Source organism: Brevibacterium sp. Mu109 (genome assembly GCF_900169375.1).
GTDB classification, from domain to species: Bacteria; Actinomycetota; Actinomycetes; order Actinomycetales; family Brevibacteriaceae; genus Brevibacterium; species Brevibacterium yomogidense_A.
On record NZ_FXZF01000007.1, the window covers coordinates 93,056 to 108,038 of the forward strand.

General features: G+C 69.6%; 13 protein-coding genes. 3 read left to right on the forward strand and 10 right to left on the reverse strand.

Going from position 1 to position 14,983, the window contains the following annotated elements:
* Positions 1–34: 34 nt before the first annotated feature.
* Genes BSP109_RS05970 through dapE form a run of 5 tightly spaced genes read right to left on the reverse strand, consistent with a single transcriptional unit; the run spans position 35 to position 4,725 of the window.
* Entirely contained in the window at positions 35–1,285 is a 1,251-nt protein-coding gene (locus BSP109_RS05970; protein WP_257944577.1) for a hypothetical protein, read from the reverse strand.
* Positions 1,282–1,785: a DivIVA domain-containing protein gene (locus BSP109_RS05975; RefSeq protein ID WP_087008585.1), complete on the reverse strand. Its 504-nt coding sequence runs from the start codon at positions 1,783–1,785 to the stop codon at positions 1,282–1,284. The genes BSP109_RS05970 and BSP109_RS05975 overlap by 4 nt, the downstream gene beginning before the upstream one ends.
* 41 nt (positions 1,786–1,826) lie before the next feature.
* A complete protein-coding gene (gene folP, locus BSP109_RS05980; protein WP_101599709.1) occupies positions 1,827–2,759 on the reverse strand; it encodes a dihydropteroate synthase in 933 nt (310 codons plus the stop codon).
* Positions 2,756–3,547 carry a TIGR00730 family Rossman fold protein gene (locus BSP109_RS05985; RefSeq protein ID WP_101599710.1) on the reverse strand — a complete coding sequence of 264 codons (792 nt, stop codon included), beginning with the start codon at positions 3,545–3,547 and terminating at the stop codon, positions 2,756–2,758. Before BSP109_RS05985 ends, folP begins: the two co-directional genes overlap by 4 nt.
* The gene (gene dapE, locus BSP109_RS05990) at positions 3,544–4,725 is read right to left on the reverse strand and encodes a succinyl-diaminopimelate desuccinylase (protein ID WP_101599711.1); all 1,182 of its coding nucleotides are present in this window, start codon (positions 4,723–4,725) and stop codon (positions 3,544–3,546) included. The genes BSP109_RS05985 and dapE overlap by 4 nt, the downstream gene beginning before the upstream one ends.
* Before the next feature lie 44 nt (positions 4,726–4,769).
* Here dapE and dapD point away from each other — a divergent pair, with 44 nt between their 5' ends.
* A complete protein-coding gene (gene dapD / locus BSP109_RS05995; RefSeq protein WP_087008577.1) occupies positions 4,770–5,714 on the forward strand; it encodes a 2,3,4,5-tetrahydropyridine-2,6-dicarboxylate N-succinyltransferase in 945 nt (314 codons plus the stop codon).
* A gap of 228 nt (positions 5,715–5,942) precedes the next feature.
* Positions 5,943–7,265, forward strand: coding sequence for a DUF418 domain-containing protein (locus BSP109_RS06000; RefSeq protein ID WP_257944578.1), 1,323 nt, complete (start codon positions 5,943–5,945; stop codon positions 7,263–7,265).
* A 240-nt stretch (positions 7,266–7,505) separates the two neighbouring features.
* Here BSP109_RS06000 and BSP109_RS06005 read toward each other — a convergent pair whose 3' ends face one another.
* From BSP109_RS06005 to fdxA, 3 genes are all read right to left on the reverse strand, one after another.
* Complete coding sequence (locus tag BSP109_RS06005; protein WP_101599712.1) at positions 7,506–8,792, reverse strand: citrate synthase; 1,287 nt, start codon at positions 8,790–8,792, stop codon at positions 7,506–7,508.
* A gap of 140 nt (positions 8,793–8,932) precedes the next feature.
* Positions 8,933–10,066: a succinyldiaminopimelate transaminase gene (dapC, locus tag BSP109_RS06010; protein ID WP_101599713.1), complete on the reverse strand. Its 1,134-nt coding sequence runs from the start codon at positions 10,064–10,066 to the stop codon at positions 8,933–8,935.
* 10 nt (positions 10,067–10,076) lie between these two features.
* A complete protein-coding gene (gene fdxA, locus BSP109_RS06015; protein ID WP_087008710.1) occupies positions 10,077–10,400 on the reverse strand; it encodes a ferredoxin in 324 nt (107 codons plus the stop codon).
* Between the two features lie 111 nt (positions 10,401–10,511).
* On the opposite strand from fdxA, the gene BSP109_RS06020 reads away from it, so the two are divergent.
* Positions 10,512–11,561 carry a GNAT family N-acetyltransferase gene (locus BSP109_RS06020; protein ID WP_101599714.1) on the forward strand — a complete coding sequence of 350 codons (1,050 nt, stop codon included), beginning with the start codon at positions 10,512–10,514 and terminating at the stop codon, positions 11,559–11,561.
* A 2-nt stretch (positions 11,562–11,563) separates the two neighbouring features.
* On the opposite strand, the gene BSP109_RS06025 is transcribed toward BSP109_RS06020, so the two are convergent.
* Positions 11,564–13,279, reverse strand: coding sequence for a VanW family protein (locus BSP109_RS06025; RefSeq protein ID WP_101599715.1), 1,716 nt, complete (start codon positions 13,277–13,279; stop codon positions 11,564–11,566).
* A gap of 129 nt (positions 13,280–13,408) precedes the next feature.
* Positions 13,409–14,983 (reverse strand): PIG-L family deacetylase, encoded by a 1,575-nt coding sequence (locus tag BSP109_RS06030; RefSeq protein WP_101599716.1) that lies wholly within the window; start codon positions 14,981–14,983, stop codon positions 13,409–13,411.

Consider the following 14,983-nt stretch of genomic DNA (forward strand, 5'->3'; position numbering starts at 1 on the left):
GACCGATTGGGTGCAGCACCGTCATGTGAGCGAGTCACGGCGGCAGATCCCCCGGCGGGGTGAAGTGCCACAGCCATCCGACCCAGATGATCTGGAAGAGGGTGAACGCGACCAGGACGATGCCCCGCACCGCCCACGACCGTGAGGCGGCGAGCGCCAGGGCCAGCGGGAAGAGGGGCAGGAACAGACGCAGCGTGGATGTCTGCGGCGTGAAGAAGATGAGGATGTAGAGGCCGTACCCGAAGCAGAACTGCTGGAGGGTCCTCCCCATCGTCCGTCCCGCCGGCGACACGATGAGCGCGATGAGCGACAGCGCGAGCACGAGCAGCGTCGGCAGGCTGAGGGGCCCCAGCCACCGCTCCCCGGCGGTCACCCACTGGGTGACGAAGTGCGTCTCCCCCGTGTGCCAGGAGGCCTCCGTGTCCGTATACGCGGTCATCGACCCGGTGCGGATCCACGCGTGCAGCGGATGGGCGAGTGCGGCGACGCACGACAGGACGCCCAGCGTCCACGACGCGACGACCTCGGAGATCGGATACGGATCGTCGTGGCGGCGGCGGAACCGGCTGATGAGGTGGATGAGCATGAAGAACGCGAATGCGACGCCGATCGGCCGCGACAGATCCATGAGGAACACCGGGACGATCGCCCACAGGTATCTGCGGCGGACCACCAGGAGCAGCACGAGTGCCTGCAGCATCAGCGTGAGCGCTTCCGCGTACGCGGTGCTGAGGATCGGCGAGGCCGGGAAGAACAGGACGAACGCCAGGCCCGTGAGCGCTCGGCCGTGGGTCGTGACCGTGCGGAACAGCTCGAGGATCACGATGGCGGCGACAGCGCCGAACACGGTCGACAGGACCGGGGCGACGACGGCGAACTCCGCCCCCGTGACCAGTGTGATGTCGCGGACCATCATGGGGAAGAGCGGGTAGAACGCCCACTGGTTCTGTGCGATCTCGCCGGTCGCATAGACCGGCAGGACATCGGGGTAGCCCTCGACCGCGATCGTCTCGTACCAGCCGCCGTCCCAGAAGTTCAGGAAGTCGTTGAGAGAGGTCGTCGCACCGGTGGTCCACGGCGAATCGGGCTGGGTGCGCACGACCATGGCCATGATCCCCAGCGACACGATCCGGGACACCAGGTAGACGGAGAGCGCCTGAAGCCAGAACGGCAGGAGGAGCATCATCTGGCCAGCACGGATCAGCCGACCGCGGTCGAAGACGCCCGGCAGCAGCCGAGGTGCCGCGTCGTAGGTCCGGGGATCCGTGCCCGAGGCCGCCCTCACTGATCGTGGGAGAAGGTTGCCGTGCCGGAACCTGGCGGTCGAAACCGTTCCGTCGATGGATCCGTGCCGCGGTCCGTCGGGGCTGTGCCCGGTGCTGGCTGGTGCTGTGCGGACTGATGCTGCGCAGACCGTGGCTGTGCAGGCTGATCCTGTGCTGCTGGCTGCTGTGCTGGCTGGTCCTGTGCAGTCAGAAGCTGTGCGGGCTGCTGCCCGGCCACGGGCTGGCCCAGTGCCGCCAGTCGCGCGTCCTGAACGGTGATGCGGGCCTTGAGCCGGGAGAGCGCGTCGTCGACCTCTGCGGGGCGATATCCCCAGAGCGTCGGGGTGAAGCGGAGGGCTGCGATGTCGTCAGCTCCTGCGTCGTCCGTGAGCCGCTGCGCCGGCGGCACATCGGCTTCCTCGTCGCTCATCCCACCGTCGAATGCGCCTCTCGCTCCAGCGAAGGCGATGACGAGGACGAAGACGGCTGCGCACACTCCGAGGATGATCCACATCGGCATGCCTCCATCGTCTCACAGGGGCGAACGCGAGCCGCACAGCCTCACCGCAGTCCGCGGACGCTGCGCCGCGGCTGCGTCGTCCCGAGGATCGCGCCGACCATGTCGACCACCTGCACCGTGGCCGCGGCATCGTGGGCGCGGATCACGGCGACTCCGTGCTCCACCGCGTACGCCGTGGCTGCGAGGGTGGCGGGCAGGCGCTGCTCGGGCGGGCCCGCGTCCACGGACTCGCCGATGAAGTCCTTCCGGGAGATCGCGAGGAGCACTGGCATGCCGTGGTCGGCGAAGTCCCGGATGTGCTTGAGCACCATCAGCGAGTGCCGCGTGTTCTTCCCGAAGTCCGGGGTGGGGTCCAGCAGGATCCGCTCCGGCGGGACGCCCACGGACCGGGCGCGCTCCGCCAGTGTGAGGACGCCGCTCAGCGCGTCGTCGACGACGTCCTCGGGCAGCAGGCCGTAGCGGCTGCGGTGGGCATCAGTCCGCGGGTCCAGTCCCCCCGTGTGCGAGCAGACGAGGCCGGCCCCCGCCTCGGCGGCGACCAGTGGCAGGTCCGGGTCCGCACCTGCCCAGGTGTCGTTGACGATGTCGGCTCCGATCGCGACCGCGGCCCGGGCCACGGGTGCCCTGTAGGTGTCCGCGGAGATGACCAGTTCCGGGATCTCGTCGTGGATCGCCTCGATGACCGGGCAGATGCGTCCGAGCTCCTCCTCGACGCTCACGTGGGGCCCGCGGCCGGCGCGCACTCCCCCGATGTCGACGATCCCGGCACCCGCGGCGTGTGCGTCGACAGCGGCGCGGACGGCGGCCTCGGTCGTGGGGGCGGCCGTGTAGAAGGAGTCGACGGATCGGTTGATGACCGCCATGACCGCGGGTCGACCCGGCCCGGCTGTGAGGCCGCCGATCCGCAGGAGCCCGTCAGGCACCGCAGAGGCTCCCGGACCGCCGCGGGCCGCGCGCGCGTCGTCGTGTCTCATGCAGTGCCGGTTCCGTCGGCGCGTGTGTCCTCCCCTGTGGGCGCCGCTGCGGCTGCGTCTGGGGCGCGGGGAAGTCCCGGGGCCAGTGCGGCCAGGGCCTCGTCCGCGGTGTCGACCAGCTGGAAGAGGTCCATGTCCGTCGGGGCGATGACGCCGCGCGCCACCAGCGTGGTGCGCATCCAATCGACGAGTCCGCCCCAGAACTCCGTGCCCACCAGCACGATCGGGAACCGCGTGATCGTGCCGGTCTGGACCAGTGTGAGCGCCTCGAAGAGCTCGTCGAGGGTGCCGAAGCCGCCGGGCAGGACGACGAAGCCGCGCGCGTACTTCACGAACATCGTCTTGCGCACGAAGAAGTACCGGAACTCGATGCCCAGGTTCACGGACTCATTCAGCCCCGGTTCGAAGGGCAGCTCGATGCCGAGGCCCACGGAGACGCCGTCCGCATCGACCGCTCCCCTGTTGCCGGCCTCCATGATGCCGGGGCCGCCCCCGGTGATGACCGCGCAGCCGGTCTCGACGATGCCGCGCGCGATGTCGATGGCCAGCGCGTACTCCTCCGTCCCCTCCCGCAGCCGGGCGGAGCCGAAGAGGGAGACGGCCGGGCCCAGCTCTGCCAGGGTGCCGAAGCCCTCGACGAACTCCGCCTGGATGCGCAGGACCCGCCACGGGTCGCTGTGGGCCCAGTCGGAGCTCCCATCGCGATCCAGCAGCCGCTGATCCGCAGTCCACGACGGGATCTGCGAACCGCGGAGCATGACGGGGCCCTTCACGCGGCGACGGCTCATCGCGCGTCCTCGTCCTGTTCGGTGCCGTCCTGCGCCCACGCGGGGGCCCCGGCGGCCGGCTCGAGGAAGGTGAGGAGTGCGGAGGAGGCGGCCAGGACCTCGGCGGCGGGGACGTGTTCGTCCGCACGGTGGGCGAACAGCGGGTTGCCCGGCCCGAAGTTCAGCGCGGGCACCCCCAGCGCACTGAAGCGGGCGACGTCCGTCCACCCGAGCTTCGGGGCGACCGGAGCGCCGACGGCATCCGCGAACGCCTGCGCGGTGGGCTTGTCCAGACCGGGGCGCGCGCCCTCGGAGAGGTCGACGACGGTGACGTCGAAGCCGGCGAAGAGCTCGCGGAGGTGGGCTTCCGCCTCGGCACCGGAGGTCGACGGCGCGAAGCGGTGGTTCACGAGCACGGTGCAGGCATCCGGCACGACGTTGCCCGCGACTCCCCCGCTGATGCCCACGGCGGACATGGATTCGCGGTAGTCGAGGCCGTCGACGGTGACGGTGCGCTCCTCGTAGTCGGCCAGCGTCGCGAGGATGGGTGCTGCGGCGTGGATCGCGTTCTCACCCATGAAGGCGCGGGCGGAGTGGGCGCGCACACCGGTGGTCCTCACCTCGACGCGGATCGTGCCGTTGCAGCCGCCCTCGATGCCCGCGTTGGACGGTTCGCCGAGGATCGCGAGGTCGGCGGCGAGCAGGTCCGGGTGGTCGGCGGCGAGGCGACCCAGACCGTTGAGGGAGGCGTCGACCTCTTCGTGGTCGTAGAACACCCACGTGACGTCGCGGGCGGGTGCGCGCAGTGCGCGGGCGACGGCGAGCTGCATGGCCACGCCTGCCTTCATGTCACACGCTCCGCGGCCCCAGACGACGTCCTGCCCGTCGAGGACGCGGCGGTCCGTCGGCAGGTTGTCCTCGATGGGGACGGTGTCGAGGTGGCCCGCGACCAGGACGCGCTCATCCAGGCCCAGGGTGGTGCGCGCGATGAGGGCGTCGCCGTTGCGCACGATCTCCAGGGACGTTCGGTCACCTGCGGAGATCTCCCGCAGGACGGCTTCGACGGCGTCTGCGATCCGGGCCTCGTCGCCGGAGACGGAGGGGATGTCGCAGAGGCGCGCGGTGAGCTCGACGGGGTCGTCGAGGGCTGCGCAGAGGGCAGCGGAGTCACGGGCTGCGCTGGGGGCGGGAGGGGTCATGCCGTCAGCCTACCGCCGGGTCCGAGACCGGTAGGCTGGGCCTCATGACAGCACGATTCGCAGCAGGCGTGGGCCTGCGCACAGCACACGACAGCACCGTCCTCTCCGTCTGGTACCCCGCCCCCGTCCTCCGGGACACCCCGGACGACGCCGAGGCGGCGGCGAAGGCCGCGTTCGACTCCGCCGTCTTAGAATCGCTCGCCGGTGCCGATGACCTGCGCGGGACCACCGCGGACGTCGTCACGACGGTCATCGACCTGGACGTCCCGCCGGCGGATGCCGCTGACGGCTACCTGCGCCTCCACGCGCTCTCGCACCGCCTGGTCGCGCCGAACACGCAGAACCTCGACGGCCTGTTCGGCTCGCTCAACAACGTGGTCTGGACGTCCGCCGGTGCGTGCGCGGTCGAGGGCTTCGACCTCGTGCGGGCGAAGCTCACCGCGAAGTACGGTCAGGTCGCCGTGTACGGCGTGGACAAGTTCCCCCGCATGACCGACTTCGTCGTGCCGTCCGGTGTGCGGATCGGCGACGCGGACCGCGTGCGCCTGGGTGCGCACCTGGCCGAGGGCACCGTCGTGATGCACGAGGGCTTCGTGAACTTCAACGCGGGCACGCTGGGCAGCGCGATGATCGAGGGACGCATCTCGCAGGGCGTCGTCGTGGGCGACGGGACGGACGTGGGCGGCGGCGCCTCCATCATGGGCACGCTGTCCGGCGGCAACGCGCTCAAGATCACGGTCGGCGCGGGGACCCTGCTGGGGGCGAACTCCGGCATCGGCATCTCCCTGGGCGACAACTGCATCGTCGAGGCGGGCCTCTACGTCACCGCCGGCACCCCCGTGTCGATCGTGGCCGAGGACCGCGTCGTGAAGGCGATCGAGCTGTCCGGTTCGAACGGCGTGCTGCTGCGCCGCAACGGCCGCAGCGGCGGCGTCGAAGCCCACGCTCGCACGGACAAGGGCATCGAGCTCAACCCCGACCTGCACTGAGGGTTCGGGTTGGGGTGAGGGTTAGGTCTGGGGTGAGTGTTCAGTCTGGGCTGACGGCTCGGCCCGGGTTGACAGCTCAGTCTGGGTTGAGGGTGAGGCTCGTCGGCAACCGGTGAATGAGAAGATGGGTCCGTCACGGACCCACCTTCTCCTCTGTCCGGGGTCCTCCTGCGGCGACGTCCTCGGACGTGTCCCATCATCCGCATCCTCCATACGTCTGCGAGAGCCATGAGCACCGCCCCGCCGCCCATTCCTCCTCCCCCGCACCGGAACCCTGAGGGTCAGGCACAGCACCCGCACCAGCACCAGCACCAGCACCCCGAGGCTCAGGCCGGATCCGCTCCGCTGCCGCGGGCGCTCGCGCCGGACATCGCCCGCGGGTTCATGCTGCTGCTCATCGCGATCGCGAACGTGTCGTGGCACCTGTGGGGCCACCCGACGGGGCTGTCCTCCGCGCACCCGACCGACGGAGGCCCGGTCGACACGGTGCTCGCGACGCTGTCGCTCATCTTCGTGGACGGTCGGATCTATCCGATGTTCGCGTTCCTGTTCGGCTACGGGATGGTCCAGTTCGCACGGTCGCGTGCAGGGCGAGGGATCCCGGCCCAGTCGATCGGACGGATGCTCGTACGCCGGCACATCTGGCTGATCGTGTTCGGCTTCGTGCACGCGCTCCTGCTCTTCAACGGGGACGTGCTGGGCGCGTACGGGCTCGCGGGGCTGGTGCTCGGCGGGATCTTCTTCAGGCGCACCGATCGGACGCTGAAGATCGTGTCGTGGGTCTTCGCGGGTCTGCTCGCACTGTTCGCACTGCTGGCAGGCGCGATGGCCGCGATCATGCTGCTCCTGCCGCCGGAGGTGAAGGACGAGATCACAGCGTCCATGGCGGCGCAGAGCGGATCTCTGACGGATGCGTTCTCCGGTCAGTCCAACTATGTCCTTGCGGCCCTGGCACGGGGCGGCATGTGGCTCGTCTCGACACCTGCCACGCTGCTCATGCTCACGTTCCCGCTGGCGATCGTGCTGGGCTGGCTCGCGGCTCGGCGCGGACTGCTCGAGGCACCCGCCGACCACAGAAGGACACTTGCGCGGATCGCGGTGTGGGGCATCCTCATCGGTGCGGTGGGCGCGCTGCCGGATGCGCTCGTGTTTGCGGGAGTCCTCCCGCTGCCGGAGATGATCGCGTGGGCCTTCAGCGGAGTGAACGCGGTCACGGGTGTGGCAGGCGGCATCGGCTATGCGGCGCTGTTCGGTCTGCTCGCCCTGCGGATCGGCTCTGCGCCCGGGGTGATCGGACGCGCCGTCGCGGGCATCGGACGCCGCTCGCTGAGCTTCTACCTGCTGCAGTCCGTCGTCTTCGCTCCGCTGCTGACCGCATGGGGATTCGGGCTCGGGCAGCACATCGGCACGACCGGTGCGTTCGCGATCGCGGTCGCGGTGTGGGTCCTGTCGCTCGTGCTCGCCATCGTTCTCGACGCGCAGAACAGGCGCGGCCCCGCCGAGGTCCTGCTGCGCCGCCTCACCTACGGCAGGGACGACCCGGCGAGGTGAAGGCGGTGCTCACCGAGGTGAGGAAGGGGACCGAGGTGAGGGTCAGGGCGTGTCGGCCCGGCGCCTCGACCCCAGCCGCATCCCGGCGGCCCACTGAACACTCCCAACGACGACGAGTGAGTGCAAACCGGCCCCATCCACGCATGGAAGGGGCCGGTTTGCACTCACTCGAGGGGATGCCTCATGTGAGGTTTCAGAGGCTCGGTGGCTCAGAGGCTCAGCGACGAAGAGGCCTCCGCTTCAGCGGTCCTCTGCCGGGGTGTAGAGACGCTGCGGTGCACCGGTGTAGATCTGGCGCGGGCGGCCGATCCTCGTCTCCGCATCCTTCACGCCCTCGCGCCACTGCGCGATCCAGCCGGGCAGACGGCCCACGGCGAACAGCACGGTGAACATGTTCGTCGGGAAGCCCAGGGCCTTGTAGATGAGGCCCGTGTAGAAGTCGACGTTCGGGTAGAGCTTGCGCTCGACGAAGTAGTCGTCCGCGAGCGCGATCTCCTCGAGGTCCTTCGCCAGCTGCAGCATCTCGTCGTTGCCGCCCAGCTTCTCCAGCACCTCGTCGGCCGTCTTCTTGATGATCGTGGCACGCGGGTCGTAGTTCTTGTAGACGCGGTGACCGAAGCCCATGAGACGGACTCCGTCCTCCTTGTTCTTCACCCGCTCCATGAACTTCTTCGGCCCGTCGTCCGATGCCTGGATCTCCTCCAGCATCTCCAGCACCGCGGAGTTCGCGCCGCCGTGCAGCGGACCGGCGAGGGCGTGGATCCCTGCGGAGATCGACTGGTACATGTTCGCCTGCGACGAACCGACCAGGCGGACCGTGGACGTCGAGCAGTTCTGCTCGTGGTCCGCGTGCAGGATGAACAGCTGATCCAGCGCCTTGAGGGCGAGCGGATCGACCTCGTACTTCTCGGACGGGAACCCGAAGTTCACGCGGAGGAAGTTCTCCACGAGCCCCAGGCTGTTGTCCGGGAACACGACCGGGACACCCTCCGCGTGGCGGTGGGCGAACGCTGCGATCGTCGGCATCTTCGCCAGCAGGCGTGCAGTGGAGATGTCGATCTGCGCCTCATCGGTGATCGAGAGGCTGTCCTGGTAGAACGTCGACATCGCGGCGATCGCGGACGACACCATCGGCATGGGATGCGCGTCGTACGGGAAGGCCTGGAAGAAGCGGCGCATGTCTTCGTGCAGGAGCGTGTGCTCGCGCAGACGCCCGTCGAACTCCGCCAGCTGCTGCGGCGTGGGCAGCTCACCGTAGATCAGCAGATAGGACACCTCGACGAACGTGGACTTCTCCGTCAGCTCCGCGATGTCGTACCCGCGGTAGCGGAGGATTCCCTCGTCACCGTCGATGTAGGTGATGGCCGACGACAGCGAAGCCGTGTTCGCGAAGCCCGGATCATACGTGACCTGCCCGGTCTCCTTGAGGAGGTTGCCGATGCGGAGGCCCTCGTTCCCCTCAGCGGATTCGACGAGGTCGAGTTCCAGCTCGTGGTCGCCAGTGCGAAGCACTGCATCCTTCGTCATGCGGGCACCTCTCGTCTTCAGAGTTCAGCGGTGGCTGTGAGTGCTTTCAAAGTCCCATGCAGACTAGCCGAACTGTGTACGGCAGATGAAATCCCTATCTCACCATGTACAATACGCCCGCGAGGGGGCTGAAAACGCGCTCAGGCGGCGTCGCACAGCCGGGCTGCGGCCGCCTGGATCGCCTCGTCCGAGGCTGTGAGCGCGATCCGCACGTGACGGGCGCCGGCATCGCCGTAGAAGGCACCGGGACCCGCGATGATCCCCAGATCGGCCAGTGCGCCGATCGTCTCCCAGCAGTCCTCATCGCGCGTCACCCAGAGGTAGAGCCCGGCCTCCGAATGGTCGATCCGGGCACCGAACGCCTCGACCGCCGGACGCAGCACGTCGCGCCGGGCGCGGTAGAGCTCCTTCTGCGCCGTCACGTGGTCCTCGTCGTCCAGCGCTGCGATCATCGCGGCCTGCACGGGACCGGGCACGATCATCCCCGCATGCTTGCGGGACGTCGTGAGGTTCGCCACCAGATCCGCGTCGCCCGCGAGGAACGCCGCACGGTACCCCGCGAGGTTCGACTGCTTGGACAGCGAGTACACGGAGAGCACACCGGTGTGATCGTCGCCGACGACACGGGGATCGAGGATGCCGGGGGCGGTGTCCGCGCCCTCCCATCCGAGTCGGGCGTAGCACTCGTCGGAGGCCACGATCACGCCCGCGTCGCGCGCGATCGACACGACCGCTCGCAGCTTGTCCGCATCGAGCACCCTGCCGGTCGGATTGCCGGGCGAATTGATCCAGAGCAGGCCCACGCCGTCCAGCGAGGCGCCTGCCAGGACATCATCGACATCGAGCACCCGGGAGTCGACCTGGGCGAGCGTCGCACCCATCGCGTACGTCGGGTAGGCGGCAGCGGGATGCGCCACCGCCAGTCCGAGACCGCGCAGGCCCAGCAGGGTGGGCAGCCAGGCGACGGCCTCCTTCGACCCGACCAGCGGCAGGACCTCGGTGGCCGGGTCCACGGTCGCGGCGAACACGCGGAGGTACCACGAGGCGATCGACTCACGCAGCGCATCGGTGCCGACGGTGGTCGGGTACCCGGGCCAGTCAGCGGCATCGGCGAGTGCTCGACGCACGACCTCCGGGGTGGGATCCACCGGCGTCCCGATCGACAGATCGCAGACGCCGCCGGGGTGCGTGGCAGCGGTCTCCCGGTAGGGCGTGAGGCTGTCCCACGGGTAACCGGGCAGGGCAAGGCCGAATGAGCCGAAGTCAGCGGTCATGTCTGCGGGCTCAGTCGTGCGACTGCGGGGGCAGCGCGGCGATCAGCGGGTGGTCCGTGCCGGTGTTGCCGAGCTTCGCGGCACCGCCCGGCGAGCCGAGGTCGTCGAAGAAGTCGACGTTGGCGTTGTAGTACTCCGCCCATTCCTCGGGGACATCGTCCTCGTAGTAGATCGCTTCGACCGGGCAGACCGGTTCGCACGCGCCGCAGTCCACACATTCGTCCGGGTGGATGTAGAGGCTGCGTTCGCCCTCATAGATGCAGTCCACCGGGCATTCGTCAATGCACGCCTTGTCCTTGAGGTCCACACACGGCTGCGCGATGACGTACGTCACTGTCATTTCTCCTAGGGCTGAGGATCAACTCCGCCTCCAGGGTACTCCCCTTAGAGTGGGAAGGTCCCGCCCCCGGTCGCCCCGACCGCCCGAACGAAGCAGAGGTCACACATGCAGCTGCGCCCCGGTATCCGCGTCGTCCTCCGGTATCGCGACGGCGAGAGCGCGACGGATGCACTGGGGACCGTCGAGGATGTGACGGACGACACCGTCACGGTGCGGACGAAGCGCGGCTCCACGGTGGTCCAGCGGGACGCGATCCTGCTGGCGCACGAGGTCCCGCCTGCGCCCGTGCGCACCGGTCTGCCCCACGAGGTCGTGTCCGCGGTGGACCTCCGCCGGATCTCCGCGGCCGCATGGTTGCCGCCGGAGAGCACGTGGCTGCACAGCGACAACGTCCGTGCGGAAGCCGAGGGGGCCACGGACTTCGTGCAGACCGGCTGGCTGCTGCGCTCCGAGCCCGCGGCCCCGTCGAAGAGGGCGAACTCGACGCTGCCGCTGGACGATCCGGGGATGCCCGCCGCGCAGGCCCTGGACGCCGTGGAGAACTGGTACACGTCGCGCGACGCCCGCCCCATGGTCCAGATCTATTCGGCCGACGCCTCCTCCGCGCTGACTCCCGCGTGCGCAGAACTGGGGCCGCTGCTGCGGGAGCGCGGCTACGAGGCCATGCCGCCGACCCTCCTGCTCACCGGAGCGACGCGCGAGGCCGCGGCCGGCGCCACGCGGGCCGCCGACGTCGCTCTGCCGGGCCTCACCATCGAGGTCTCGGACTCACCGTCAGCGGACTATCTCGCCGCACTCGGCTACCCCGCTGACCATGAGGGACACGAGGCGTTCCGCCGCCTGCTGACCTCCGCCGAGCAGGTGCAGTTCCTCACGGCCTGGGCGCACCACCCCGACGGCTCCCGCTCCCCCGTGAGCGCCTGCCGGCTCGTCGAGGTCAGCCGCTGGGCCGTCGTGACGAACCTCGTCACGCAGCCCGCGCTCCGCCGCCGAGGTGCCGGTCGCGCGATCGTCCGCGCCGCCATCGCGACGGCGGCCGGTCGTGGAGTGCGATCGTTCCTGGCGGAGGTCGAGTCGGACAACACCGCCTCCATCGCACTCTTCGAATCGCTGGGGGCGGCAGTCGCGCAGCGCGCCTGGTTCGCCCGCCGCTGAGCTCAGCCCTCGCAGATCACCCGGTTGACGGGCCGATACGTCGTCGTGAAGTCGTCCTCGGAGACGACGGACCCGCTGGCGGCGTCCTTGATCGTCCGATAGATGGTGATCGACCAGCCCGGCTTCGGCGACTGCGGGGTGCAGTCGGATCCCGATTCCCGCACGGTGCCGGGCGAGGTCTGGGCGAAGCGTCCGGAGGCATCTGCTTCGACATCCACCGTCTTCTCGCCGAGCACGCGGGCGTGGACCTCGCCGTCGGACAGGCCCATGTCGAGGATCACCGGAGTGTCCGAGTTATTGGTGAACTTCAGGTCGATCGAGGACCAGTCGAGCGTCGTCTCCCGACCCTCCGGGTAGCGGTCGATGTACCGGGAGTGCGCCTGATGCTCATCGAGGTCGAAGCCCGCGAAGAACGCCGCGTTGAACAGGGTGGTCGACACCTGTGAGATCCCACCGCCGAAGTCCTTCGTCATCTGCCCCTCGGAGATGACGCCCGCCTGCTCGTACCCGTTCGCGGCGGTGCGCTGCCCCAGTGTCTCGTTGAGGGAGAACTGCTCTCCCGGCAGCACCACGGTGCCGCTCACCGCCTCTGTGGAGACCCGCAGGTTCGTGTCCCTCGCAGGCTCCGACGAGTACGACGTGGAGAAGTCCGACACCGTGTCGGAGAAGTCCGCGTCCTCCGCATCCTCGGTCGTGAACTCCGGTTCGACCTCCTCCATGTCGATCGAGCCCGTGCGGTCCTCAGCCGTCTCCTCCGTCATCGCCGTGGTGATGACGTCGACGAACTCCTCCTCATCGACGCTCAGCCCGGATTCCGCGGGGACGACCGTCAGGTCATCACCGTCCACCTCGAAGCTCGCGTCCTTCGGGGAGGCCCCCACGTCCGGGTTCTCGTCGAAGACCGCCTCACGCAGGGCCTCAGAGTCGAAGACCGGCCGCAGAGTGCCGTCCTCACCGTCGAATGTGAGCGTCTGAGCGATCGTCTCCGGGGACACCGTGAGGTCGTGGGTATCACCCTCCGGCTCCTCAGCGCTCACGGTGACGTCGTCCGACACCGCGGGCTCCGCGAGGTCGGTGCGCACCTGCTTCGCGTCATCGGTCGTGATGCGCGGCTCCTTGTCCGCAGGATCGACGATCACGCCGTCGTCGCTGCGCAGCCACTGGTCCTCGATCGCGGACCGCAGCACGCTGGCTTCCACGACGGTGCCGTTCTCGCCCTCCGTCACGACGGCGGCACCGTCCTCGTCGTATCCGAGCTGCGCGTCGACGGGCTTCTGCGACAGATCCGCCGCGGTCTCCTCGACGATGGGGGCGAGTGCCGCATCCTCGATCGTGAGGACCGGATCGATGTCCTCCTCGCCGAACGCCCGGTGCCACATGACACGGGGGTCCAGGGAGAAGCCGACGGCAGAATCGACCGTCGCCTCGATGTCGACGCCCAGCCCGGCGTCCTCCGGGTCGAACTCCGCGGTCGATTCCCCGGCGACCACGCCGACGGGCTCCGCGAGCCGACCCCCGACGCCATCGGTCAGTGTCGCCGCGGCATCCTCACGGGACATCCCGCCGATGTCGACCCCCATCGAGGTCGCCCCGGACGGGGTCGATGTGGACTGGATCGCGGCGACCACGACGTAGGCCGCTGCGAGCACGAAGACGACCGCGGACACGATGATGAGTGTCCACGGCTTCTTCCGGTCCTTCGTGCTCACTTCTGCCATACGACGCACCCTGCCCTTCCCGGTGGTACGACGGAATCAGGTCCGTCCAGGATCACGAGGAAATGTACTACAGGCTACGGACACCACCGGCTCCCGACCACAGTCCGCACCCACAATGCAACGCGAAGGTTATGACTGCGACGTCTTCTGCTCCGCCTTCTGCGCCGCCCGCGACGGGACCAGGAACACGATGACGGCCGCCAGCACCATCGGCGCGAACAGCCACACGAGGGATCGCAGCGATCCGGTCACGATGAGGTCCTCACCGGGCCACAGCTGCGGCTGGGCGAAGGCGAACGCGAGTGCGGAGACGACCGCGGCGAGCACCACCGTGACGATCGTGCTGCGATAGAGCGCGGACACGTGCCACAGCGCGAGGATCGTGAGCAGCAGCGCGAGCGCCAGCCCCCACGGCACGATGACGGGTGCGCCCGCGATCGTGACGACGAACGCGTTGAGGTGCTGGAAGGATCCCAGGACGCCGACGACGAGTCCCACGATCAGCGCGTGGAGGCAGCCGCCCAGCGTCGCGGGCCAGCTCGCGTCCGCGCTGCGCCGACGATCCCGTCGCCTCTCCCCCTGCACAGGGACACCGGATGCCCCCGCCGAGGCCGTCCCGACTCCCGCAGATCCGGCATCGGCCGCTGCCGCGACTGTCCCGGCCCCTGCAGCCGTCCCGACTCCTGCGGCCGCCGCACCCGAGGCCGCTGCCGCGCTCCCCCAGCCGTAGCCGCCGTCCTCACCGGCAGGTCCCCCGACGGCCATGCCCGATCCGGAGTGACCGGCGGGCCGTTCGGGAGCCAGGAGGAGCACATCCTCGACGGTGCCGTCCGGCAGGGCGCGTGCGGGTGCATCCGCGCTGCGGCCGAAGTCGGACAGCGCGAAGTATTCGGTCGTCCCGATCCGCTGGCCGATCCCGTTCGACAGTGCGAAGAACTCGCCCGCGACGGTGACCTGGGTGGCGTGCGCGGCCATCGCCATCGCTTTGGCGCCCAGGTCGTCCTCGACGTCCTGGGCCACGGCGACGGGGACGTCGTCCGCGATGGTGGAGGGGGCCTCGGCGGGTGCGAAACCGGTCAGGTCGAAGCCGGGCGCCTGCGCATCGAAGGTGCGGGCGACGGCCTCGGGCGGGTTCGCGAGCGTGAGCAGGCGGGTCCGCACGGATCGCTCCTCGCCGCCCAGCCGCAGGGCCTTCACGCTCGCGTCGTGGCAGCGGCGATGGTCGGGGTGGCCGTAGCCGCCCTCCGCGCCGTAGGTGATCACGAGGTGGGGATCCAGCTCCGCGACGACGGCGGCGATCCGGCGGGCCACGTCGTCCGGGTCCGCGGCGCAGAGTGCCGCGTCCGGCATGGTGGCCGGGGCGTGGGCGTGCCCGTCCTCGCCCCAGACCATGCCGGAATCCTCGAAGCGGCGGGCCGGGAAGCCGGCCCGCGCCTCGGGATCGGTGCTGCCGAGGAAGCGATGGTCCGTGACCCCGACGGCCCGCATCGCGGCGGCGAGCTCGCCTTCGCGATGAGCGGCCAGGCCCTGCCTGTCGCCGGCGAGGTGGGCGAGCTGCTCGCCGATCACCTCGCCGCCCTCGCCCCGGGTCGCCGTGAGGACGACGACCCGGGCGCCCGCGCGCACCAGGTGGGCTAGCGTCCCCCCGGTCGCGATCGATTCGTCATCGGGATGGGCATGGACGAAGAGGACAGTGGCTTCCAT

Excerpts from the sequence above, each read along its gene's own strand:
- BSP109_RS05975 (WP_087008585.1), bottom strand. The coding sequence starts at position 1,785 with ATGCCGATGTGGATCATCCTCGGAGTGTGCGCAGCCGTCTTCGTCCTC.
- folP (WP_101599709.1), bottom strand. The coding sequence starts at position 2,759 with ATGAGACACGACGACGCGCGCGCGGCCCGCGGCGGTCCGGGAGCCTCT.
- BSP109_RS05985 (WP_101599710.1), bottom strand. The coding sequence starts at position 3,547 with ATGAGCCGTCGCCGCGTGAAGGGCCCCGTCATGCTCCGCGGTTCGCAG.
- dapE (WP_101599711.1), bottom strand. The coding sequence starts at position 4,725 with ATGACCCCTCCCGCCCCCAGCGCAGCCCGTGACTCCGCTGCCCTCTGC.
- dapD (WP_087008577.1), top strand. The coding sequence starts at position 4,770 with ATGACAGCACGATTCGCAGCAGGCGTGGGCCTGCGCACAGCACACGAC.
- BSP109_RS06000 (WP_257944578.1), top strand. The coding sequence starts at position 5,943 with ATGAGCACCGCCCCGCCGCCCATTCCTCCTCCCCCGCACCGGAACCCT.
- BSP109_RS06005 (WP_101599712.1), bottom strand. The coding sequence starts at position 8,792 with ATGACGAAGGATGCAGTGCTTCGCACTGGCGACCACGAGCTGGAACTC.
- dapC (WP_101599713.1), bottom strand. The coding sequence starts at position 10,066 with ATGACCGCTGACTTCGGCTCATTCGGCCTTGCCCTGCCCGGTTACCCG.
- BSP109_RS06020 (WP_101599714.1), top strand. The coding sequence starts at position 10,512 with ATGCAGCTGCGCCCCGGTATCCGCGTCGTCCTCCGGTATCGCGACGGC.
- BSP109_RS06025 (WP_101599715.1), bottom strand. The coding sequence starts at position 13,279 with ATGGCAGAAGTGAGCACGAAGGACCGGAAGAAGCCGTGGACACTCATC.
- BSP109_RS06030 (WP_101599716.1), bottom strand. The coding sequence starts at position 14,983 with ATGGAAGCCACTGTCCTCTTCGTCCATGCCCATCCCGATGACGAATCG.